Raw genomic sequence first — 21623 nt, forward strand, 5'->3', positions numbered from 1 at the left:
GCAACGGTGCTGTCGCTTACACGTGCAACAGCAGGAAGCGCCGCTCCCACGGGCTGATCACGTCGAAGTACTCGCGGTACTCGGCTTCCTTGATCGCGCTGTAGGTCCGGATGAAGTGCTCGCCGAACAGCTCCGCCAGCGGCTGGCACTTGAGCAGGGTGTCGATCGCGTCGTCGAGGTGGCGCGGCAGCTGGTGTGGCTGCTCGTAGGCGCTGCCGGTGAGCGGCGCGCCCGGCTGGATGCGCTGTTGCATGCCCAGGTAGCCGCAGGCCAGGCTGGCGGCGATCGCCAGATAGGGGTTGACGTCCACCCCGGCGAGGCGGTTTTCCACCCGCCGCGCCTCGGGGCCGGAGTGCGGCACGCGCAGGCCGCAGGTGCGGTTGTCAAAGCCCCAGCTGAGGTTGATCGGCGCCGAGGTGAAGCGCGACAAGCGGCGGTAGCTGTTCACGTAGGGCGCAAAGAACGGCATCGCCGCCGGCAGGTAGGTCTGCAGGCCGCCGATGAAGTGCAGGAAGGCGTCGGACGGGCTGCCGTCGGCCTGGCTGAAGATGTTGCGGCCGTCGGCGTCCACCACGCTCTGGTGGATGTGCATCGCGCTGCCCGGCTGGCCCTGCATCGGCTTGGCCATGAAGGTGGCGTACATATTGTTGCGGATTGCCACCTCGCGCACGGTGCGCTTGAACAGGAATACCTGGTCGGCCAGCGCCAGCGGCTCGCCGTGGTCGAGGTTGATCTCCATCTGCGCGGTGCCCATCTCGTGGATCAGCGTGTCCAGCGCCAGGCCCTGCGCCTCGCACCAGTCGTACATCACGTCGAAGATGTCGTCGTACTCGTTGACCGCGTCGATGCTGAAACTCTGCATCCCGGCCTCGGTGCGGCGGGTGCGGCCAACCGGCGGTTTCAGCGGGATGTCTTCGTCGGGTTCCACCTGCACCAGGTAGAACTCCATTTCCGGGGCGACGATGGCGGACAGGCCTTCCTGCTCGTACAGCTTCAGGATGCGCTTGAGCACGTTGCGCGGCGCGAGGTCGGCGTCGCTGCCGTCGAAATTGACGCAGTCGTGGATGATCTGCGCGGTGGGTTCCTTCGCCCACGGCACCGGTCTCACGGTGCTGGCGTCCGGGATCAGGCGCATGTCGGGGTCGGCGACGGAGGTGAAGTCCTGCTCCGGGTAGTCGCCGGTCACGGTCATGCTGAGCACGGCTTCCGGCAGGCGCAGGCCCTCGGCGGGGTTGTACTTGTGGCGCGGCACGATCTTGCCGCGCGCCAGCCCGGTCATGTCCGGGATCAGGCATTCCACTTCGGTGATGTGGTGGTCGTCCAGCCATTGCTGGATTGTCTGTGCGTCGTTCATCGGGTAGTCCTGTGGCGATCAGGTGTGGGCGCCGGAGCTGGTGCTGCGGCGTTCGTGGTTGAGCAGCGCGTCGCGGCGGCGCGCCAGCGTCAGGAAGGCCTGCGCGGCGTCGAGGCGCAGGTCGCAGGGTTGCCGCAGCAGCGGCTGGCGTGCATGGCACGGCCAGGCGAGATCAATCAAAATGCGTTCCTCTCCAGGGTATAGAATGCTTAATGAAAGCCGCAGCCTGGGGCTGCGGTGTTTAAAATTATGGTCACGCTTCGCCATGCTATGAGCGGCGCGGCGCGACTGCAACCTTCGTCCGCCTTGCCGGCGGGCGGTTGTGGAATAAGCGCCACTAACAAGACCCCTGATCCTGCGTTGCGCCTCCTTGCCGTACTACTTGTACTGTCTGCGTCGGCGCGCCTTGGCTCAGGTGCTCTGCGAGGTTTTGTTAGCGGCTCTAAAGCCCACAGCCACCGCCGCGCGAGCTGCGGACGAAGGCTGCCCATTTTTGCCGGACTGTTTAATGATGAGTGAAACCGCTGCCAAACCCGCCGCCACGCCCGCGCGCTGGCCCCGTCGTCTGTTGTGGAGCGCCGCCGCCGTGGCCGTGCTGCTGGGTGGGCTGTGGGCGGGGGTGCCGCGTGCCGTGCACTACGCCGCAGGAGAGTGGGGCAAGGGCATCGGCCGCAGCCTGACGCTGGGCGAGGTGGAATTCGCGCCGTGGGCGTGGCGGCTGACCGTGCACGATGTGCGCCTGAACGACCGCGACGGCACGCCGCTGTTTTCCGCCGCGCGCCTGAATGTCGACGCCGAGGCACTGCCGCTGCTGATCGGCCGCATCGAGCTGGCGGAGCTGACCCTGGACACGCCGCGACTGTGGGCGGTGCGCAATGCGCAGGGCGAGTGGAACTGGACGCGCCTGCTGCGCGACGCCGCCGGCCCGGACTCCGCGCCGGACGAGGAGGCCAGCGAGCCGCCCAAGCTGCTGCTGACGCAGCTGGCACTGAACAAGGGCCAGCTGCTGCTGCACGACCGGCTGGCCGGCGACGTGCAGCGCCAGGTGCTGCCGCTGGACTTCCAGCTGAAAAACCTGTCCACGCTGCCCAATAACCAGGGCCGCTACCGCCTCGCCGCCGAGCTGGACGACGGTACCCGGCTGGACTGGCAGGGCAGCCTGCTGCTGCAACCGCTGCAGTCGGACGGGGTGCTGAACGTGGCCGGCCTGACGCTGGCCGGCGTGTGGCCGTACGTGCAGCCGCATCTCAGGCTGGCGCCGCCGCAGGGCAAGCTGAGCGTCAGCCTGCCCTACCACTTCGATCTGGCCGGCAAGACGGTGCGGCTGTCGGCCAGGGGCGTTGCGGCCAACCTTGCGGGGCTGGTGGTGAGCGCGCCGGGCAGCGGCAGCCGCTTCCGGCTCGGCCAGCTGGCGCTGGGCGGTGGCGAGTTCGACCTTGTCAACCGCCGGCTGAGTGTGGGCCGGCTCAGCCTCGCCGGCGGCGAGCTGGACACCGTGCTCGACCGCCAGGGGCAGCCGGACTGGCTGGCGGCCTTGCCACCCGCACCGGCCGGCGTGAGCACCGCCGCGATTACCAAGCCAGCTCCGGCCAGGCCGGAGCCGGGCTGGACGGTGAGCCTGCCGGCCATCCGCGTCGACAACTGGCAGCTGCGCGCCACACACCAGGGCTTCGTCACGCCGCTGTCCGCCAGCCTGAAGCTGGACAGCCTGCAAGCCGGCATCCATCTTGACGCCAAGGGCGGGCTGACGGTGCAGGGCGCCACGCTGGCGCTGTCGCAGCTCATCGCCACCAGTGGCGAGCGGCCGCCGTTCGCCACCCTGGCCGGCCTGCAGCTGGCCAGCAGCGAGCTGGATCTGGGCAAGCACCGCGTCACGCCGGGCGACGTCACGCTGCAGGGCCTGCAGCTGGCGCTGAACCGCGGCAAGGACGGCAAGCTGGATATCGCCGAGGCGCTGCGCCGGCACGAATCCGCCGCCAAGGCGGCCCCCGCACCCAGGACCGCCCCGCCGGATTCCCCTGCGTGGCAGATCCGCTACCCGCAGCTGACGCTGGCGGGCGGCAGCGTCAGCTGGCGCGATACCGGCCTCAGCCAGCCGGTGAGCGTGACGCTGCAGGATGTCGGCGCCAGCGTCAGCGGCGATCCGCAACAGGGCTTTGCCGTGCAGCTGGCGGCGGCGATGGGGCCGGGCAAGCTGCAGCTGGATGCCACGCTTGCGGCCAACCTGCAGGACATCAAGGGCCAGTTGCAGGCCCGCCGCCTGCCGCTGCGCGAGGTGGCACCGTACGCGCTGGAGCAGACGGTGCTGCGTTTTGGCGGCGGCGAGCTGTCGGCCGATCTGGGCTTTGCGCTGAGCGGCAGCCGCTGGCAGGCTGACGGCAAGGCACAGCTGGACAGGCTGGCGCTGTTCGAGCCGGGCCGGCGCGAGGTGCTGCTGGGCTGGCAGCAGCTGGCGGTGTCCGGCATCAAGGCGCAGCCGGAGCGGGTGAGCCTTGCCGACGTGCGGCTGGTGTCGCCGCAGCTGCGTTTCATCCTCGATGAAAAGCGGGTGCCCAACTTCGCCCACCTGATGAAGCCGCAGCCGGCGAGCGCGCAGCCTGCCAGGCCGGCGGCTGCGGGCAAGAGCAGTGCCGCGCCGGTGGTCGAGGTGCGCGCCATCCGCGTGCGCAACGCGCGCATGGACTTTGCCGACCTGGGGTTGCAGCCCAGCTTCGCCACCCGCATCCATTCGCTGTCCGGTACCGTGCTGGGCCTCTCCAGCCGGCCCGGCCGGCGCGGCACGGTGACGCTGGACGGCCGCGTCGACCAGTTCGGCGACGTGCGCATCCGTGGCGCGCTGTCGCCGTTCGAGGTAACGCGCGACCTGGACATGACGCTGAACTTCCGCAACATCCCGCTGGGCAGCCTCAACCCGTACTCGATGACCTTCGCCGGCTGGCAGATCATCGACGGCCGGCTCACCACCGAGCTGCGCTACCTGCTGAAAGAGCGCCAGCTGCAGGGCGACAACCGCGTGGTGATCGACCACATCCGGCTGGGCGAGGAGGTCGCCGACTACGACGGCACCCGCCTGCCGCTGCGCCTCGCGGTGGCGCTGCTGGAAGACAGCGATGGCCGCATCGACCTCGCGCTGCCGGTGGCCGGCAGCCTCGATGCGCCGGACTTCTCCTACGGCCACCTGGTGTGGCAGGCGTTGCGCAACATCCTGGTGAAGGTGGTGACGGCGCCGTTCCGCGCGCTGTTCGGCGGCGAGGGTTTCGACGAGATCTACGCCGACGCCGGCGACGACCGCATTCCGCCGCCGGAGCGCGAGAAGCTGGGCAAGCTGGCCGACTTGCTGGCCAAGCGGCCGAAGCTGGCGCTGGCCATCGGCGGCGGCTATGACGCCGAGCAGGACAGCAAGGAGCTCGCGCGCTACCGCGTCGACAGCGACATCCTGAAGCGCGCCGCCTACCAGCTGCAGGCGGACGAGCCGCTGCCGCTGCCGGACATGGGTGATCCGGCGATCCGCAAGGCGGTGGGCGATGGCTACGCGCAGCAGTTCGGCCGTTTCGCCTGGCTCAAGCGCGTGGCCAGCGAGAAGGACACCGCCGAGCGGGCGCAGGCGATGCGCGCCGAATTGCTGGCGGCGCAGAAGATCGACGACGCGGCCTTGCGGGCGCTGGCCACCGCGCGCGGCAACGCGGCGCGGCAGCTGCTGCTGGCGGCGAAACCGGAGCTGGCGGAGCGCATCAGTGTGCTGGACGCCGACAAGGTGAAGGCCGGCAAGGACGGCGTGCCGCTGCTGCTGAAACTGAAATAAGCGCCTGCTTTTCCGCTTGCGGCCAACCTTGGGACAAGGTTGGCCGCAAGCGTTTGCCGGGCTGGAAAACAGCTGTTGCAAGCCAGCCGCACTGGCGGCAGACTGAAGCGTTGCGGCGCGGTTTTGATGGCTATCAAGGTCAATAATCGCTATATCTAGTTAGACTGAAAATCTTTTGACACCACATCTAGCGGGGGCGGCATGAACCGGGACAACAGCGTAGCGTTTGCGGAGCAGGATATTTCGCGCGAGGTATTGCTGGAAAAATACGCGAAGAACGGCGAACAGTCGGTCAGCGAAGTGCGCCAGCGCGTGGCGCAGGCACTGGCCGAGCAGGAGCAGGATCCGCAACGCTTTGCCCCGCTGTTCTTCGAGGCGCTGGATGGCGGCTTCATCCCCGGTGGCCGCATCAACTCCGCCGCCGGCACCGACCTCAAGGCCACGCTGATCAACTGCTTCGTGCAGCCGGTGGGCGACGCGGTGTCCGAGTCAGAGAACGGCAAGGTCGGCATCTACGAGGCGTTGCTGCAGTCGGCCGAGACCATGCGTCGCGGTGGCGGCGTCGGTTACAACTTCAGCCGCATCCGCCCCAAGGGCGCGCGGGTGAAGGGCACCAATAGCCGCGCCTCCGGCCCGGTATCCTACATGCGTGTGTTCGACCGCAGCTGCGAGACAGTGGAATCCGCCGGCGCGCGTCGCGGCGCGCAGATGGGGGTGCTGGACGTGAGCCACCCGGACATCGAAGCCTTCATCCACGCCAAGGACCAGGGTGATCTGGCCAACTTCAATATCTCGGTAGGCGTGTCCGACGCCTTCATGCAGGCGGTGGACGCCGACGGCGACTGGGAGCTGACCCACGCGGTGGCGCCGGCGTCCGACGCCTTCCCCGGCAGCTACCAGCGCGCCGATGGCTTGTGGGTATATCGCAAGGTGCGCGCCCACGAGCTGTGGCAGCAGATCATGCACTCTACCTATGACCACGCCGAGCCGGGCGTGCTGTTCATGAGCAAGATCAACGCCGACAACAACCTGTCGTACTGCGAGGTGATCGAGTCCACCAACCCCTGCGGCGAGCAGCCGCTGCCGGATTACGGCTGCTGCGACCTGGGCTCCATCAACCTGTGCAAGTTCGTGCGCCAGCCGTTCGGCGAGGCGCCGAGCTTCGACTACAAGGCGTTCGAGAAGGTGGTGCGCACCTCGATCCGCATGCTGGACAACGTGCTGGACCTCACCGTGTGGCCGCTGCAGGAACAGCTGCGCGAGGCGCAGAACAAGCGCCGTGTCGGCCTGGGCTTCACCGGTCTGGGCGATGCGCTGATCATGCTCAAGGTGCGCTACGACAGCGAGGAAGGCCGCAGGTTGGCCGCCAGCATCTCCGAGCACATGCGCGACGCCGCCTACGACGCCTCGGTGGACCTGGCCATCGAGAAGGGCGCCTTCCCGCTGTTCGACGCCGACAAGTATCTGGCGGCGCCGCACTGCGCCAGCCGCCTGCCGGACAAGATCAAGGCGCGCATCCGCAAGCACGGCATCCGCAACTCGCACCTGCTGTCCATCGCGCCGACCGGCACCATCTCGCTGGCGTTTGCCGACAACGCCTCCAACGGCATCGAGCCGCCGTTCAGCTGGTACTACACCCGCAAGAAGCGCATGGCCGACGGCACGCAGCAGGAATACCTGGTGGAAGATCACGCCTACCGCGTGTACCGCATGCAAGGCGGCGATACCAATGCGCTGCCGGAGTACTTCGTCAGCGCGCTGCAGATGAGCGCGCTGGACCACATGCGCATGGTGGCGGCGGTGGCGCCGTACGTGGATACCGCCATCTCCAAGACCGTGAACGTGCCGGCGGACTACCCGTTTGCCGACTTCGAAAGCCTGTACCTGGAAGCCTGGCGCGCCGGGCTGAAGGGCATCACCACCTATCGCCCCAACAGCGTGCTGGGTTCGGTGCTGTCGATTGAGCCGACGCCTGCAGCCAACCCTGCGTCTGGCAGCACGGGCAGCCAGCAGCTGCCGCAGGATCTGGGCAACCAGAACGACCCGGACCGCCGCATCACGCTGAACACCGCGCCCAGCCCGGCGCTGGCCAGCCTGAAGTGGCCGCATCGCCCCAAGCTCAAGCACGGCAACCCGTCGTGGACCTTCATGGTGGAAGGCGAGGAGGGCGACTTCGCGGTGATGGTCGGCCATATCGAAGGCCAGCAGCCGGGCGAGGCGCCGCTGCCGTTCGAATGCTGGGTCAACGGCGACGTGCCGCGCGGCCTGGGGGCGATTGCCAAGACGCTGTCGATGGACATGCGCTGCCGCGACCGCGCCTGGCTGGGCGCCAAGCTGGACGCGCTGGCCGCCACCCGCGGCGACCGCCACTACCGCGCCGAGCTGGGCGATGGCCCGGTGGGCAGCAGCGCCGCCGCCGCCGCGCTGGGCCGGGTGGTGAAATACCGCGTCGAGCAGCTGGGTGCGCTGACCTTGGCCGCAGCCGACGCCACGCCGGTGATGGACGCGCTGTTCGCGCGCAAGGAGCCGAAATCCGGCACCGACGGCACCATCAGCTGGTCGGTGGACGTGAACAATCCGCAGACCGGCGACGACTTCGTGTTGTTCGTGAAGGAGCTGGTGCTGCCCAACGGCCAGCGCCGGCCGTACTCGATGTGGCTGGCCGGCCACTACCCGCGCGAGCTGGACGGGCTGTGCAAGATGCTGAGCCTCGACATGCGGGTGATCGACCCGGCGTGGATCGGCATGAAGCTGCGCAAGCTGCTGAGCTACGCCGAGCCGCAGGCCGACTTCTTCGCCCGCACCCCGGGCAGCGACAAGTCGCAGAGCTGGCCGTCCACCGAGGCATATCTCGCGCGGCTGGTGATCCACCGCTACGCGATGCTGGGTATTCTCAGCGAGGATGGCGTGCCGGTGGAGGAAATGGGGGTGATGGTGCCGGAGCAGGGCGACCTGTTCGAAAGCGCGGTGGTAAGCGTGGCGCCGGCACAGATGGCCGGCAAGGCCTGCCCGGAGTGCGGCAACCGCGCGCTGATCAAGAAGGACGGCTGCGAGTTCTGCACCGCCTGCGGCCACGTGGGCGCCTGCGGCTGATACCGTTTGCTGGCGATAAAAAAGCCGCCCCATCGGGCGGCTTGTTGCTGTTTGCGGCCAACCTTTAGCAGCGGCCTTTCTTCGCCTGGCCCGGCGGGCAGAAGCCGCCACCGCGATGGTAGTGGTCATCGTAGACCGGCTCGACCACGACCGGTTCCAGCACGATGGGGGAGCGCAGCTTGACGCGCGCGGGTTGCACCACACAGGCCGACAGGCTGCTGGCGGCGATCAGGGCGAACAGGATGGTTTTCATGGTGGTTCTCGCTATGGCGGTAAGGGGTCGCCGTGCGGGGCGACTCCGGGAATTGCTTGCGGACAGGGCCGGCATCGGCCGGCCCTGCTGTCCAGAGTGTTGCACGCCATGAGGGCATGGCGCATCGGTTTAGCGACGCCGGTGGCCACGACGATCGCCATCGCGCCAGTCCCCGCCACGCCAGTCGTCACCGTGCGAATAGCGGTCGTGGCCGTAGTAGTCATGGTGGCGATGGGGGTACAGCGGCCGTATCACGCAGCCGCTCAGCACGCTGGCCAGTAGTACGAGCATCAGCAGTTTCATGATGTCTCCTCCGGTTGCGCCGTCATGGCAGCGGTGCCAAAGCGTCGCGGCCACCGCGGCAGTCAATCTGGTTTCAGCATAATCGAAGCCATTGCCATCAGATAGCCGGCATTTGCTAACAAATATTAATTGTGTACAGCTTGTGTGACGCCGCTGGCGCGACGCCGCTGGCGCGACGCTGCTGTCCTGTAGCGCAAGGCCGCGCGGCAACGCTTTGTGCTGGAGGCGCTGCCGTTTTGGCATAAGCTGAAGCAGGCGCGCCTCACGGCGTGACAGCGAACGGGGGCGACGATGACGATGCAGACACAGCAGGGCCTGGCGGCAGACGGTGCGGATACCCCGCTGCGGGTATTCGCGATCAGCGATTTCCCGCTGCTGCTGGCGGCGCTGGCCACCCTGCTGGCGGCGCAGACGCCACGGCTGGCGCTGGCCGGCATCGCCGCGGCCACGCCATCGCCGCTGGCCGCACTGGCCGCCGCCGACAGCGACGTCGTGCTGCTGGACCTGGATGGCGATGCCGAACCGACCCTAGCGCTGATCCGGGCGCTGGCCGCGCGCGGCGGCAAGGTGCTGTTGCTGACGCGGCAGCAGGAACGGGCGCTGCAGGACCGCGCCATCATGCTCGGCGCCCGCGGCCTGCTGACGCGGGACTCGGATACCGCGCAGCTGCTCACCGCCATCGAGAAGGTCCACCACGGCCAGCTGTGGCTGGACCGCGACGCCACCGGGCGCATCTTCGGTGCGCTGTCGCGCCAAGGCGGCATGCCGCTGCCGGACGCGGCCAGCGTCGTGCCGCCGCCACTGAGCGAGCAGGAAAAGAAGATCGTCGCCATCCTGATGGCCAACAGCGGCGAACCGGCCAAGCTGATCGCCGGCAAGCTGCACATCAGCGAGAGCACCCTTCGTAACCATCTGACGGTGATTTACAAGAAGTTCGGGGTGAGCAATCGCCACGGCCTGCTCGGCTACGTGTTGCAGCACGGCCTGCTGCTGCCCGCCTGAGCCGCTGGTGTCGCCTTGCGGGAGCTCTCTCCTGGCCATTCCGGAGCTTGCTCCTGCCAATAACGGGATGTTTCTCCCGTAGATTAAAAAGTCTCGCTTACTACACTTCTTATGTCATGACCGGTTCCGGCGCCTCGGCGTCATGCCGCCAGCCTGATGCGCCAGGCGCATTCTGCCTGCCCAGCCGGGCAAGGTTGGCCGCAAGCCCGCCGCCGCTCATGCCATCGATTCCGCCGCACCGGCCCGCACGCACAAGCTGCCCCCTTGTCGCCCGGCCGGCGCAGATCATTCAGGGAGAACATCATGGCTGTCAGCACCGTTTCCTATACCAAGACACCGCAAGCCGGCGACGATTACTACTGGTACACCGAGGATGAACTGCTGGCTGCCAGTAACTACGACAGCGGCAGCAACGTCCTGACCCTGAATGTGATGAGCAATGATCTGGGCGGCAACGCGAAGAAGCTGTACTCGATCGACGACGGTAGCGGAGCGCTGACGGACCTGTTGACAAGTAATGTCACCACCGGCTGGGAAACCACGCAGGGCGGCAACTGGATCCGCATCAACGCCGGCAAGATCGAGTTCAAGTTTGTCGAATCGCTCGACTCGCTGGTGCAGGGCCAGGCCAGGCAGGATTCATTCAAGTACGCCATCCAGCTGGGCAACGGCACCATCAGCTACGCCACGGTGAGCGTAACGGTGGTCGGCAGCAACGACGGCCCGCGCGTCAGTGCTGCCGTCGCCGCAGGCGGCATCGAGGGCGGCGCCGACTTCGAGGTCGATCTGCTGCAGGGCGCCAGCGACATCGACAATGGCGAAACCGCCACCCTGCAGGCCAGCGGACTGAGCTTCAGCGTCAACGGCGGCGCGCCTTCGGGCACGCTGCCTGCCGGCTTGACGCTGGTCGGCAACAAGCTGCTGGTCGACGCCGACGGCAGCGCTTTTGACCACCTGAAAGCCGGCGCGACCGAAGTCATCACCGTCAGCTATGTCGTGGTGGACGAGCACGGCGCCAGCGTGGCACAGACCGCGACCATCACCGTCACCGGTACCAACGACGCGCCGGTTGCCGAAGCCAGGCTCGATGCCGCCACCGAGGGCGGGGCGACGATCAACGGCAGCGTGAGCGCCACCGACGTCGACGACGACGCCGTGCTGAGCTACAGCCTGACCGACCCGCTGCCGGCGGGGCTGACCTTCAACCCCGATGGCAGCTACAGCTTCGACCCGAGCGCCGGCGCCTACGACCACCTGAAAGCCGGCGCCAGCCAGGACGTGGTGGTGCACTTCACGGCCAACGACGGCACGGCCGACTCCAATGTGCAGACGCTGACCATCACCGTCACCGGGACCAACGACGCGCCGGTCGCCGAAGCCAGGCTCGATGCCGCCACCGAGGGCGGGGCGACGATCAACGGCAGCGTGAGCGCCACCGACGTCGACGACGATGCCGTGCTGAGCTACAGCCTGACCGACCCGCTGCCGGCGGGGCTGACCTTCAACCCCGATGGCAGCTACAGCTTCGACCCGACGGTCGGCGCCTACGGCCACCTGAAAGCCGGCGCCAGCCAGGACGTGGTGGTGCACTTCACGGCCAACGACGGCACGGCCGACTCCAACGTGCAGACGCTGACCATCACCGTCACCGGGACCAACGACGCGCCGGTCGCGGAAGCCAGGCTCGATGCCGCCACCGAGGGCGGGGCGACGATCAACGGCAGCGTGAGCGCCACCGACGTCGACGACGATGCCGTGCTGAGCTACAGCCTGACCGACCCGCTGCCGGCGGGGCTGACCTTCAACCCCGATGGCAGCTACAGCTTCGACCCGACGGTCGGCGCCTACGACCACCTGAAAGCCGGCGCCAGCCAGGACGTGGTGGTGCACTTCACGGCCAACGACGGCAGCGCCGACTCCAACGTGCAGACGCTGACCATCACCGTCACCGGTACCAACGATCTGGCGGGCATCACGGGGACTGCCAGTGGCAGCGTGCAAGAGGCCACCGCCGCCTCTGCCGGCGTGCCGACTACCGGCGGTGTGCTGCTGCTCAGCGACGTCGATGACGGCGAGGCGGTGTTCCAGCAACCGGACAGCCTGGACGGGGTGTACGGCAGTTTCACGCTGGATACCGGCACCGGGGTGTGGGGATATCAGCTGGACAACAACAGGGCGGCCACCCAGGCGCTGAATAGCGGTACCACGGTCTACGACACGCTGCTGGTGAAGTCCTACGATGGCACGGCGCAGCAGACCATCACGGTCTCGATCCAGGGCGCGACCGATAATTCGGCACCGCAATTCCTCAGTAGTGGCGTGCTGGTCAGTATGTTCGAGCATTTGCTGAATGCGGCGACGAGCCCGACCGGTTTTGCTGCCGCCCTGCTGGGCAGTGTCCTGGCCAGTGATGCCGATGGCAATGCCTTGAGCTATAGCCTGCTGTCGGATGCGTCCGGCGGGGCGTTCCAGATTTCGGCCGGCGGGGCCGTATCGGTCAAGGATCTGTCGCTGCTCGATTACGAGTCGGCGGCGCTGATTCCGGGTGGTGGCGGTGCCCGGGGCTATGCGCTGGAGGTGGCGGTCAGCGACGGGATTGCGGCGCCGGTGACCACCACCCTGTATGTCGAGGTCAAGAACGTGACTACCGGGCTGACCGGCGGCAATCAGACAGACTATCTGGATGGCGGTAGCGGGGGCGAGAGCCTGATCGGTGGCGGGCAGGCGGATGTGGTCTTCGGCGATGGCGGCGATGACACGCTGACAGGCGATACCGGCACCGGTGCCGAGAAGGCCGACCAGCTGTTTGGCGGTGCCGGCAACGACAAGCTGTTCGGCAATGGTGACAGCGACATGCTGCGCGGTGGTAGCGGCAACGATGAGCTGACCGGCGGCACGGGCAGCGACACCTTCGTCTGGTCGCTGGCCGACATTGCCGGCGGGCCTTACACCGATACCGTCAAGGATTGGGGTGCCGGCGGGACCGCGGACAAGCTGGACCTGCGCGACCTGCTACAGGGCGAGCATGCCAATGCGGGATCGCTGGATGCGTATCTGGATTTCAGTTACGCCAGTGGCAATACCACCATCGCGGTTCACTCCGCCGGGGCCGGCACGGCGGTGACGCAGTCCATCGTGCTGGAGGGTATCCAGCTGGCCGGCGCCGACGATCAGGCCATCATCAGCAATCTGCTGAGCAGCAACAAGCTGGTGGTCGATGTCTGAGTAAGGCTGGGTTGTTGTCATGGCCCTCTGCGCGAGAGGGGGCTTTGCCGCCGGGCGCTGACCGGCACGAGGGGGAGAACAAGGTTGGCCGCAGTGTTGCGGCCAACCTTTTCATTTTTTCCTGACGGAATGTCGCGCCGCGCCGCCACCGGGCGGGACCGGCACAAGGTTGGCCGCAAGCCGCCCGCGCTGCGCATGCAACAAAGCGGTTTGGATATGGCCGTACCGGCGATATGCTATGCGTTTGGCCTGATGCCGGCGGCGCGCTGCCGCGGCGGGAGGGCCGTTTCCTGGATAAACAAGCATGGCTCTTCCCGTGACGCCCTCTGGCGTGGCGCATCCGCGCCTGATCTTGCTGGCCATCTGCCTGGTGGCGTTGATGAGTACCGCCGGGGTGGCGATGCCGTACCCGATTCTGGCGCCGATCTTCGTCGATGCCGCCGCCGACGGTTTCAACCACTTTGCCGGCCTGCCGCCCAAGCTGCTGCTGGGCATGGCGCTGGCCGCCAACCCGCTGGGCATCCTGATCGGCAGCACCTTCATCGGCGCGCTGTCCGATCGCCTCGGCCGGCGCCGCGTGCTGCTCAGCACGCTGTCGCTGACCCTGCTCGGCTACCTGCTGACGGCGTGGGCGCTGGATTTGCGCTGGTACCCGCTGTTCGTGTTCGCGCGTTTCCTCACCGGCCTGACCGAGGGCAATGTCGCGGTGGCGCGCGCCATCGTCGCCGACCTGCACCCGCAGCTGGACCGCACCCGCAGCTTCGCCATCCTCAACGCGGTGCTGTACATGGGCTGGCTGGTGGGGCCGATGATAGGCGGCTTCACCCTGCCGCTGGGCGAACCGGTGCCGTTCCTGATCGGCGCGCTGACGCTGCTGCCGTGTCTGGCGATTCTGTTGTGGGTGCTGCCGGAAACCGGCCGCGCCGCCGGCCTGCAGGGGGTGTCGCTGTGGCAGACGGTGCGGCAGCAGCAGGCGTTCCGGCTGTTGCGGCAGGATGCGCTGCTGGCCGGGCTGTTCTGGATGCAGCTGCTGTTCGCGCTGGGAGTGAATGCCTTTTACGAGTTCTATCCGCTGTGGCTGGTGGAGTTCGCCGGCCTCGGCAGCAGCGGCATTGCCTGGGTCACCGCCGGGCTGTGCCTGATGATGTCGCTGGCCAGTACCGTGTCCGGCAAGCGCGGCCTGCACCACGATCCGCTGCGCCAGGCGCGCAAGTCGGCGGTGGTCTTCGCGCTGGGGCTGTTGCTGCTGTCGCTGTTGCCGGACGGCCCCGGTGTGGTGCTGGTGGTGTTGCTGGGGCTGCCGCTGGCGATCTACAACGCGGTGCTGCCCAGCTGGTGCGCGGAGCGTTTCGAGCACCACGGCCAGGGCAGCGTGATGGGGCTGCTGTCGACCATCTTCTGCATCAGCAATGTGCTGATCGCGGTGATCGGCGGCCTGCTGACGCTGCTGGACACGCGGCTGACGCTGGCGCTGGGCGCGGTGATGTGCGTGCTGGCGGTGGTGCGCCTGAACCGGCTGATCCGCCAGGCGGCGCGCCGCCCGCAGCTGGCCGGCGCCGGGGTGTGAGCGCGTGGGCGTCTACGGCGTGCGCGCCTTGTCCGGCAGATCCGGGATGTGGGCGTTGAGTTGCTGCAGCAGCGCCTGCGAGCGCGGGCCGTGGGGCAGCGCGATATAGGTCAGGTTGCTGGCGAGGATGCCGGCTTCTTCCAGCTCGCCGTGATTGAGCGCGGCGATGCTTTCGCGGATGCCGATCAGGTAGTCCAGCCGCCCCAGCCGCAGCTTGTCGACATTCTGCGCGTCGCGCGCCGCCTCGTCGGCCAGTAGCCGCTGCTGGTCGCGGGCGCGGCTGAAGTCGTCGCTGTAGAACCAGCCGGACAGCACACCGACGCGCTTGCCGTACAGCGAGGCGATGCCGCTGTACGGTGCCATCGCGTGGCCCTTGCGCGCATACACCACCAGTTCCTCGCGGTAGATCGGCCTGGAGTACAGGTATCTGCGTTGCCGCTCCTCGTTGCGGTAGAGGCCGGCCACGCCATGGCTGCCGCGTTCCAGATAGGCCAGCGCCCGCTTCCACGGTATCGCCTCGATGCGCAGCGTCAGCCCCGCGCGCTGCCCCAGCTCGCGCAGCGTCTGTGCGTACAGCCCCTGCGCCACGCCCTGGTCGTCGACATACATGAACGGCGGGTTGTGCGCGTCGATGGCGAAGCGCAGCACCTCGCGCGCCTGGCTCAGGCTGCACAGCAACAGCAAGACGGCGGTGGCAAGGCGGGAGGCGGGCATCGGGGAGTCCTGGGCTGGTGGCGACGGGGGCGCGGCGGCCGCGACACCCTTGATGATAGGCAGATAACGGCGATCTCCCAAGCCGGCAATGCGCGCCGGCGGCGCCACAACGGCCTTGCGGCCAACCTTGGGTTCAAGGTTGGCCGCAAGGTCAGGCAGCGGGAGCGGGGCGTTTACAGCACCAGCTTGGCTCCGATCAGCGCCATCATCAGCGCCAGTGCCGGACGCAGCCAGCGCTCGGCGACGCGGCGGGTCAGGTGGCTGCCGAGCCAGATGCCGGGCAGCGAGCCGATCAGCAGCTGCACCAGCAGGCCGTAGTCCATATTGCCCATGCTGGCGTGACCCAGGCCGGCGACCAGCGTCAGCGGCACCGCGTGGGCGATCTCGGTGCCGACCAGGCGCGCGGTCGGCAGCAGCGGGTACAGCGCGAAAATGGCCAGCGTGCCCAGCGCGCCGGCACCGATGGAGCTGAGGGTGACGATCACGCCCAGCACCACGCCGGTGAACACGGTGGCCTTGGTCGGGATGTAGCCTTCCGGCCGTGCCGGCATGAAGCGGGCAATCTGGCGCAGGATCCACGGCTTGAACAGGATGGCCAGCGCGGTCAGGATCAGCGCGAAGCCGAGCATCACCTTGATCAGGCGGTTGGCGGCCTGGGTGTCCAGCTGCAGGTAGTGCAGCACGATCACGGTCAGCAGCGACGCCGGCACGCTGCCGTAGGCCAGCAGCCTGGTGATGCGCCAGTCGATGTGCTTGTGCTTGTGGTGCACCCACACGCCGCCCATCTTGGTGATGCAGGCGTACAGCAGGTCGGTGCCGACCGCGGTGGCCGGATTGATGCCGAACCACAGCAGGATCGGTGTCATCAGCGAGCCGCCGCCGACGCCGGTCAGGCCGACGATGAAGCCTACTGCCAAGCCTGCAATGATGTAACCCGGATCCATGCCGTCTGCCTTCGCCAAAATCGTGATCAGGCGGCCATGCTAACCGAAGGGTTTATAACTGCTTAGATGTTTTAAGAGATTAGTTATTCGGTAAATGAATAAGCTGGCCGCGGCTCACGCCACGCTGCTGCGCCACAGCAACAGCGCGGTCAGCAGCAGCATCGCGGCAAAACTCGGCTTCAGCCGCGCCTCCGGCAAGCGCTGCGCCAGCGCCATACCCCGGGAGATGGTCGGTGCTGCTGCAGTGGCAGGGCACGCCGGCGGACATCTATGCGCTGTACCCGCCGGCGCTGGCGCTGTCGGCGCGGGTGCGGCGGTTTGTCGATTTCCTGTGCCGGCACTTTGCGGCGGAGGCGGGGTGCGATGGTGGCGGTGCGAGCGCTCCGGCAAATTCAAATAAATCGATATCCGGCTGAACTTTTCGCGGGCAGGCGTGACCAAGCCGTAGCAAGCGTCGTCCTGACGTTTTCTCCTCTGATTGTTTCGCATTGACTTGTACCGCGCCGCGCGAGCTGGCGCGGTTTTTTTTGTTCAGTTTTCAGTGAAACCGAACCTGTCATGTTCGTTTTTGATTACGACCGTGTGACAAGCCGAATGCGGGTGGCGAAGCGGCGTGGCGTCACGTCCATGCCATTGACGTTTCTGCCGGGCGTGCAAGGACGACGGCGACAGGTGACCGGCAGGCGGAACAAGTGTTTGATTTTGCTGGGGGAGGGAAGCGGGCAAAAAAATTGCGCGGGGTTTTACGCCCGCGCCAAGTCTACAAAGGAGAAATAGAGGAGAAACTATCAAGAAGCAATTGCTGCATCCCAACGAGTACGGATTATCCGGATCGTCCCTGCCACTGTCAATGTATACAATCCGCAATAACGCAAAAAATATAACATTTTGTCGCGCTTTGAACACGCTGCGTGTTGGAAAGCGAAAATCTAGCGCTTGCTCGTTGCGCTTGATGCGGCGCATCACGCCAAGCTGTGCCACAATATCGTCTTTGCCAGCTATGTCCGGTTGCCAGTGATGAGCGATATTTCCCTGCAGTTGCCCGATCCGCGTCAGTACCCCGAATCTTCCCCTTCCAATATGTTGATCCACTACACGCAGTCGATCGTGAACGCGCGTAGCGAGGACGACCGTGCCATGTGGCGTGCCTCGCTGCGCGCCGCGCTGACCGAGATGCTGGAACGCGAAGAACTGTTGTCCCTGTCCGTCGCGCTGGCGATGGTGACCTCGCAGCAGATCTACCGCGAGCTGTGGGACGCGCTGCGCGATGCCGCCGAGCGTCCGGACAGCGGCCGCCACGCGGTGATCTTCGCGGTGCCGCTGGTGCTGGTGATCGGCAGCAAGGGCAAGGCCACGCTGCCGGAGCGCATCGCCGACGTCGATACCCTCAATGCGCTGTTCCGCCAGCACGGCCTGTTCGCCGACGGCACCGAGGTGTTCCTGTCCGGCAAGCTGCTGCACCCGGACAGCGTGGTCGGCATCCACTCCGCCCAGATCTACCGCTACACCCGCCAGCTGGTGGACGCCGCGCGCGGCCTGCCGCTGGAATTGCCGGCGGCGCCGATCGTGGCCAAGGACGAGGGCGTGTTCCTGCGCTACCTGGTCGGCGTGGCGATCCGTGAAGAGGGGGCCGAGCCGCCGGTGAAACTGGGCGGCAATGTCGGCGCCTGGGGCGTGCCGGTGATGAAGTTCATCGGCGAACAGCTGAAGACCGAGGGCGTGACCCTGTTCCCGATCCCGCGTCCGCCGATGCCGCTGATGCAGGCCATCGTTGCGGCCAACTTTGCGCGCCTGGAAGTGGCGCTGCAGGTATTTGCCAGCACCCAGATCCGCCAGCTGCGCGACCTGGGCCAGGAGCCGGTGGCGATCATGTCGGCGCACGACAACGGCGAGCTGCACATCACCGTGTCGGCTACCGGCAATGAGAAGGACTGGGGCGGCTTCGTGTGGCCGCTGGCGGCGCAGGACGACGTGGCGCAGATCGAGACCAACTTCCGCCTGCTGATGGCGGAGTGCCAGGTCGGCGACGTGCGCGTGGTGGACGGGGTGCAGCCGGAAAGCCGCGACGGCATTCCGCTGTTCTTCACCGCCGACGACTGGCCGCCGCAGCCGGTGACGCTGCAGTAAGTCATTGAAATGGCAGGGCCGGCATGAAACGCTTTCATGCCGAACCTGCCATTTGTTCATCACGGCGCCGCGCCGGATGAGGTAAAATAGCCGCCTTGCAGTGTTGACGTTTGCCCTGCCGCCGCCGCGCGACAGGCTAAACGTCAACACTGCCTTTTAGTTCAAACCCTCCAGATGGAAGAGTCAACGATGTTTGCTGATCTGAAAATTGCCCAGTTTGACCCGGAACTCGCAGCTGCGATCGATGCGGAAGTCCAGCGCCAGGAAGACCATATCGAGCTGATCGCGTCCGAGAACTACACCAGCCCGGCAGTGATGGAAGCCCAGGGCTCCCAGCTGACCAACAAGTACGCCGAAGGCTACCCGGGCAAGCGCTTCTACGGCGGTTGCGAGCACGTTGACATCGTCGAGCAACTGGCGATCGACCGCGTGAAGCAGCTGTTCGGCGCCGAATACGCCAACGTGCAGCCGCACTCCGGCTCGCAAGCCAACCAGGCGGTGTACTTCTCCATCCTGAAGCCGGGCGACACCGTGATGGGCATGAACCTAGGCCACGGCGGTCACCTGACCCACGGCAGCCCGGCCAACCTGTCCGGCAAGCTGTTCAACATCGTGGCCTACGGCCTGAACGAGAACGAAGAAATCGACTACGACGACATGGAGCGCGTAGCGATGGAAACCAAGCCGAAGCTGATCATCGGCGGCGCTTCCGCCTTCGCGCTGCGTTTCGACTTCGAGCGCATGGGCCAGATCGCCAAGAAATGCGGCGCCTACTTCATGGTCGACATGGCGCACTACGCTGGCCTGATCGCCGCCGGTGTGTACCCGAACCCGGTGCCGCACGCCGACTTCGTGACCTCCACCACCCACAAGACCCTGCGCGGTCCGCGTGGCGGCCTGATCCTGGCCAAGGCCGAGTTCGAGAAGTCGCTGAACAGCAACGTGTTCCCGACCCTGCAGGGCGGCCCGCTGATGCACGTGATCGCCGGCAAGGCCATCGCGTTCAAGGAAGCGCTGACCCCGGAATTCAAGGCCTATCAGCAACAGGTACTGAAGAACGCCGACGCGATGGCCAAGACCCTGGCCGAGCGCGGCCTGCGCATCGTGTCCGGCCGTACCGAGAGCCACGTGTTCCTGGTTGACCTGCGTCCGAAAGGCCTGACCGGCAAGGCGGCCGACGCCGCGCTGACCAAGGCGCACATCACCGTCAACAAGAACTCGATCCCGAACGACCCGGAAAGCCCGTTCGTGACCTCCGGCATCCGTATCGGCTCGCCGGCGATCACCACCCGCGGCTTCAAGGAAGAAGAAGCCCGCATCGTCGCCAACCTGGTCGCCGACGTGCTGGACAACCCGACCGACGAAGCGGTACTGGCGCGCGTGGCCAAGGAGGCCACCGAGCTGTGCCACCGTTTCCCGGTGTACGGCAAGAAGTAAGTCACTGCTCCTAGCGGTAGACGACAAAGCGGCCTGCGGGCCGCTTTTTTCATGCGGCCAACGTTGGCCGCACGCGGCCTGCGCCTATTGCGCTGCGGCACGGGCTGCGCGGCAGCGCCGATTGCTGATAACATCAGGCTATTGAAACCAGCAGGATTGTAAAGCCATGAAATGCCCGTTCTGCGGCTGTGCCGATACCCAGGTGGTCGATTCGCGTGTCAGTGACGACGGCAACAGCATCCGCCGCCGCCGCCGCTGCATGGGCTGTGAAAAGCGCTTTACCACCTTCGAAACCGCCGACGTGCGCATGCCGCAGGTGGTGAAATCCGGCGGCCACCGCGCCGAATTCGACGTCGAGCGGGTGCGTACCAGCTTCCTGCGCGCGCTGCACAAGCGGCCGGTGCCGACGCCGCTGGTCGACGACGCCATCGACCGGCTCTGCCAGCGCCTGCTGCAGCTGGGCGAGCGCGAGGTGTCCAGCCGCCAGATCGGCGAGATGGTGATGAACGAGCTGGCCCGGCTGGACAAGGTCGCCTACGTGCGCTTTGCCTCGGTGTACAAGAGCTTCCAGGACATCGCCGAGTTCAGCGACGCGATCAAGGAAATCCAGAAGCGCGACTGAGTGTCGTCGCCAGCTCCCATTGCGATGGAATTGCCGATGAGCATATTTACTGCCGACGATCACCACTACATGCAGCAGGCGCTGCGCCTGGCCGCCGCCGCCACCCGCCGCGCGGCGCCGAACCCCGGTGTCGGCTGCGTGCTGGTGCGCGACGGGCAGGTCATCGGCGAGGGCGCCACGCTGGCGGTGGGATCGGACCACGCCGAGATCCAGGCGATCAAGGACTGCTATGCGCGCGGCCTGAGCCCTGAGGGCGCCACCGCCTACGTCACGCTGGAGCCGTGCAGCCACCACGGCCGCACGCCTCCGTGCGCCGGGCGGCTGATCGCGGAAAAGGTTGGCCGCGTGGTGGCGGCGATGGTCGACCCCTACCGCGAGGTCGCCGGTCGCGGCATCGCCATGCTCAACGCCGCCGGTATCGAGGCCGCCGCCGGCTGCCTGCAGGCCGAGGCCGAGCGCGTGCATCGCGGCTTTTTGTCGCGGGTGACGCGGCAGCGCCCGTTCGTCACGCTGAAGGGCGCGGCGACGCTGGACGGCAAGACCGCGCTGCTCAACGGCGTCAGCCAGTGGATTACCGGCGCCGACGCGCGCCGCGACGTGCATCGCCTGCGGGCGGACAACTGCGCCATCCTCACCGGCAGCGGCACGGTGCTGGCCGACAACCCGCAGCTGACGGTGCGCGAGGTGGCGTGTGCGCGCCAGCCGCTGCGGGTGGTGGTGGACGGTGCGCTGCAGACGCCGCCGGGCGCCGCGATCTACGACACCGCCGTGGCGCCGACCTGGCTGGCGACCGCGGTGAGCGATGCGGCCCGGCACGCGTCCTATCTCGCGCGCGGCGTCAGGCTGCTGCCGTGCGCGTCGGCCGACGGCCGCGTCGACCTGGCGCGGCTGCTGCAAATGCTGGCTGCCGACGGTGTCAACGAGCTGATGGTGGAAGCCGGTGCCGGCCTGAACGGTGCGCTGGTCGCCTCTGGGCTGGTGGACGAGGCGGTGCTGTACCTGGCGCCGTATCTGGCCGGCGACGCCGCGCGCGGCCTGTTTGCCTGGCCGGCGCTGGCATCGCTCGACGACAAGGTGCCGCTGGCGGTGCGCGACCTGCGCCTGGTCGGGCGCGATATCCGGCTTAGCCTCGCCTTCCCGCCGCGCTGAGCGGGCGAGGCGCAAACCTTGGCCGCAGGGA

At 67.1% G+C, this 21623-nt stretch carries 16 protein-coding genes; 10 read left to right on the top strand and 6 right to left on the bottom strand.

What is annotated here, in order from left to right; translation table 11 throughout:
- Positions 1–16 precede the first annotated feature (16 nt).
- The gene (locus IE100_RS08750; RefSeq protein WP_189373721.1) at positions 17–1354 is read right to left on the bottom strand and encodes a glutamine synthetase family protein; all 1338 of its coding nucleotides are present in this window, start codon (positions 1352–1354) and stop codon (positions 17–19) included.
- Positions 1355–1372: 18 nt separating this feature from the next.
- The gene (locus tag IE100_RS08755; protein WP_156168059.1) at positions 1373–1534 is read right to left on the bottom strand and encodes a hypothetical protein; all 162 of its coding nucleotides are present in this window, start codon (positions 1532–1534) and stop codon (positions 1373–1375) included.
- Between the two features lie 328 nt (positions 1535–1862).
- Here IE100_RS08755 and IE100_RS08760 point away from each other — a divergent pair, with 328 nt between their 5' ends.
- The gene (locus IE100_RS08760) at positions 1863–5156 is read left to right on the top strand and encodes a DUF748 domain-containing protein (protein WP_189373722.1); all 3294 of its coding nucleotides are present in this window, start codon (positions 1863–1865) and stop codon (positions 5154–5156) included.
- Positions 5157–5357: 201 nt separating this feature from the next.
- The gene (locus IE100_RS08765) at positions 5358–8249 is read left to right on the top strand and encodes an adenosylcobalamin-dependent ribonucleoside-diphosphate reductase (protein ID WP_189373723.1); all 2892 of its coding nucleotides are present in this window, start codon (positions 5358–5360) and stop codon (positions 8247–8249) included.
- A gap of 64 nt (positions 8250–8313) precedes the next feature.
- Here IE100_RS08765 and IE100_RS08770 read toward each other — a convergent pair whose 3' ends face one another.
- Both IE100_RS08770 and IE100_RS08775 read right to left on the bottom strand, forming a co-directional pair.
- Positions 8314–8502, bottom strand: a complete 189-nt coding sequence (locus IE100_RS08770; RefSeq protein ID WP_189373724.1) for a vir-repressed protein — start codon at positions 8500–8502, stop codon at positions 8314–8316.
- A gap of 129 nt (positions 8503–8631) precedes the next feature.
- Positions 8632–8793 carry a hypothetical protein gene (locus tag IE100_RS08775; RefSeq protein WP_189373725.1) on the bottom strand — a complete coding sequence of 54 codons (162 nt, stop codon included), beginning with the start codon at positions 8791–8793 and terminating at the stop codon, positions 8632–8634.
- 303 nt (positions 8794–9096) lie between these two features.
- Between IE100_RS08775 and IE100_RS08780 the strand changes: the two genes are divergently transcribed.
- From IE100_RS08780 to IE100_RS08790, 3 genes are all read left to right on the top strand, one after another.
- Positions 9097–9807 carry a response regulator transcription factor gene (locus IE100_RS08780; protein WP_189373726.1) on the top strand — a complete coding sequence of 237 codons (711 nt, stop codon included), beginning with the start codon at positions 9097–9099 and terminating at the stop codon, positions 9805–9807.
- Positions 9808–10110: 303 nt separating this feature from the next.
- Positions 10111–13032, top strand: a complete 2922-nt coding sequence (locus IE100_RS08785) for a VCBS domain-containing protein (protein ID WP_189373727.1) — start codon at positions 10111–10113, stop codon at positions 13030–13032.
- Between the two features lie 304 nt (positions 13033–13336).
- Positions 13337–14599 carry an MFS transporter gene (locus IE100_RS08790; protein WP_189373728.1) on the top strand — a complete coding sequence of 421 codons (1263 nt, stop codon included), beginning with the start codon at positions 13337–13339 and terminating at the stop codon, positions 14597–14599.
- A 12-nt stretch (positions 14600–14611) separates the two neighbouring features.
- On the opposite strand, the gene IE100_RS08795 is transcribed toward IE100_RS08790, so the two are convergent.
- Positions 14612–15313 (bottom strand): substrate-binding periplasmic protein, encoded by a 702-nt coding sequence (locus tag IE100_RS08795; RefSeq protein ID WP_189373729.1) that lies wholly within the window; start codon positions 15311–15313, stop codon positions 14612–14614.
- 173 nt (positions 15314–15486) lie between these two features.
- Positions 15487–16257, bottom strand: a complete 771-nt coding sequence (locus tag IE100_RS08800) for a sulfite exporter TauE/SafE family protein (RefSeq protein WP_189373730.1) — start codon at positions 16255–16257, stop codon at positions 15487–15489.
- A gap of 233 nt (positions 16258–16490) precedes the next feature.
- On the opposite strand from IE100_RS08800, the gene IE100_RS08805 reads away from it, so the two are divergent.
- The 5 genes from IE100_RS08805 (at position 16491) to ribD (ending at position 21592) form a co-directional block, all read left to right on the top strand.
- Complete coding sequence (locus IE100_RS08805) at positions 16491–16673, top strand: hypothetical protein (RefSeq protein WP_189373731.1); 183 nt, start codon at positions 16491–16493, stop codon at positions 16671–16673.
- 601 nt (positions 16674–17274) lie between these two features.
- Positions 17275–18384, top strand: a complete 1110-nt coding sequence (locus IE100_RS08810) for a hypothetical protein (protein ID WP_189373732.1) — start codon at positions 17275–17277, stop codon at positions 18382–18384.
- 189 nt (positions 18385–18573) lie between these two features.
- The gene (gene glyA / locus IE100_RS08815) at positions 18574–19821 is read left to right on the top strand and encodes a serine hydroxymethyltransferase (protein ID WP_189373733.1); all 1248 of its coding nucleotides are present in this window, start codon (positions 18574–18576) and stop codon (positions 19819–19821) included.
- A 166-nt stretch (positions 19822–19987) separates the two neighbouring features.
- Positions 19988–20443, top strand: a complete 456-nt coding sequence (gene nrdR / locus IE100_RS08820; protein ID WP_189373734.1) for a transcriptional regulator NrdR — start codon at positions 19988–19990, stop codon at positions 20441–20443.
- Positions 20444–20479: 36 nt separating this feature from the next.
- Positions 20480–21592, top strand: coding sequence for a bifunctional diaminohydroxyphosphoribosylaminopyrimidine deaminase/5-amino-6-(5-phosphoribosylamino)uracil reductase RibD (gene ribD, locus IE100_RS08825; RefSeq protein ID WP_189373735.1), 1113 nt, complete (start codon positions 20480–20482; stop codon positions 21590–21592).
- Positions 21593–21623: the final 31 nt, after the last annotated feature.

The sequence above is a fragment of the Vogesella alkaliphila genome, from assembly GCF_014652475.1.
In the GTDB taxonomy this organism is placed as follows: domain Bacteria; phylum Pseudomonadota; class Gammaproteobacteria; order Burkholderiales; family Chromobacteriaceae; genus Vogesella; species Vogesella alkaliphila.

Bases quoted from the DNA above. Each gene is read 5' to 3' on its own strand.
- IE100_RS08770 (WP_189373724.1), bottom strand. From the start codon at position 8,502: ATGAAAACCATCCTGTTCGCCCTGATCGCCGCCAGCAGCCTGTCGGCC.
- IE100_RS08800 (WP_189373730.1), bottom strand. From the start codon at position 16,257: ATGGATCCGGGTTACATCATTGCAGGCTTGGCAGTAGGCTTCATCGTC.
- IE100_RS08785 (WP_189373727.1), top strand. From the start codon at position 10,111: ATGGCTGTCAGCACCGTTTCCTATACCAAGACACCGCAAGCCGGCGAC.
- IE100_RS08760 (WP_189373722.1), top strand. From the start codon at position 1,863: ATGATGAGTGAAACCGCTGCCAAACCCGCCGCCACGCCCGCGCGCTGG.
- IE100_RS08790 (WP_189373728.1), top strand. From the start codon at position 13,337: ATGGCTCTTCCCGTGACGCCCTCTGGCGTGGCGCATCCGCGCCTGATC.
- ribD (WP_189373735.1), top strand. From the start codon at position 20,480: ATGAGCATATTTACTGCCGACGATCACCACTACATGCAGCAGGCGCTG.
- nrdR (WP_189373734.1), top strand. From the start codon at position 19,988: ATGAAATGCCCGTTCTGCGGCTGTGCCGATACCCAGGTGGTCGATTCG.
- IE100_RS08750 (WP_189373721.1), bottom strand. From the start codon at position 1,354: ATGAACGACGCACAGACAATCCAGCAATGGCTGGACGACCACCACATC.
- glyA (WP_189373733.1), top strand. From the start codon at position 18,574: ATGTTTGCTGATCTGAAAATTGCCCAGTTTGACCCGGAACTCGCAGCT.
- IE100_RS08775 (WP_189373725.1), bottom strand. From the start codon at position 8,793: ATGCTCGTACTACTGGCCAGCGTGCTGAGCGGCTGCGTGATACGGCCG.
- IE100_RS08765 (WP_189373723.1), top strand. From the start codon at position 5,358: ATGAACCGGGACAACAGCGTAGCGTTTGCGGAGCAGGATATTTCGCGC.
- IE100_RS08795 (WP_189373729.1), bottom strand. From the start codon at position 15,313: ATGCCCGCCTCCCGCCTTGCCACCGCCGTCTTGCTGTTGCTGTGCAGC.
- IE100_RS08810 (WP_189373732.1), top strand. From the start codon at position 17,275: ATGAGCGATATTTCCCTGCAGTTGCCCGATCCGCGTCAGTACCCCGAA.
- IE100_RS08780 (WP_189373726.1), top strand. From the start codon at position 9,097: ATGACGATGCAGACACAGCAGGGCCTGGCGGCAGACGGTGCGGATACC.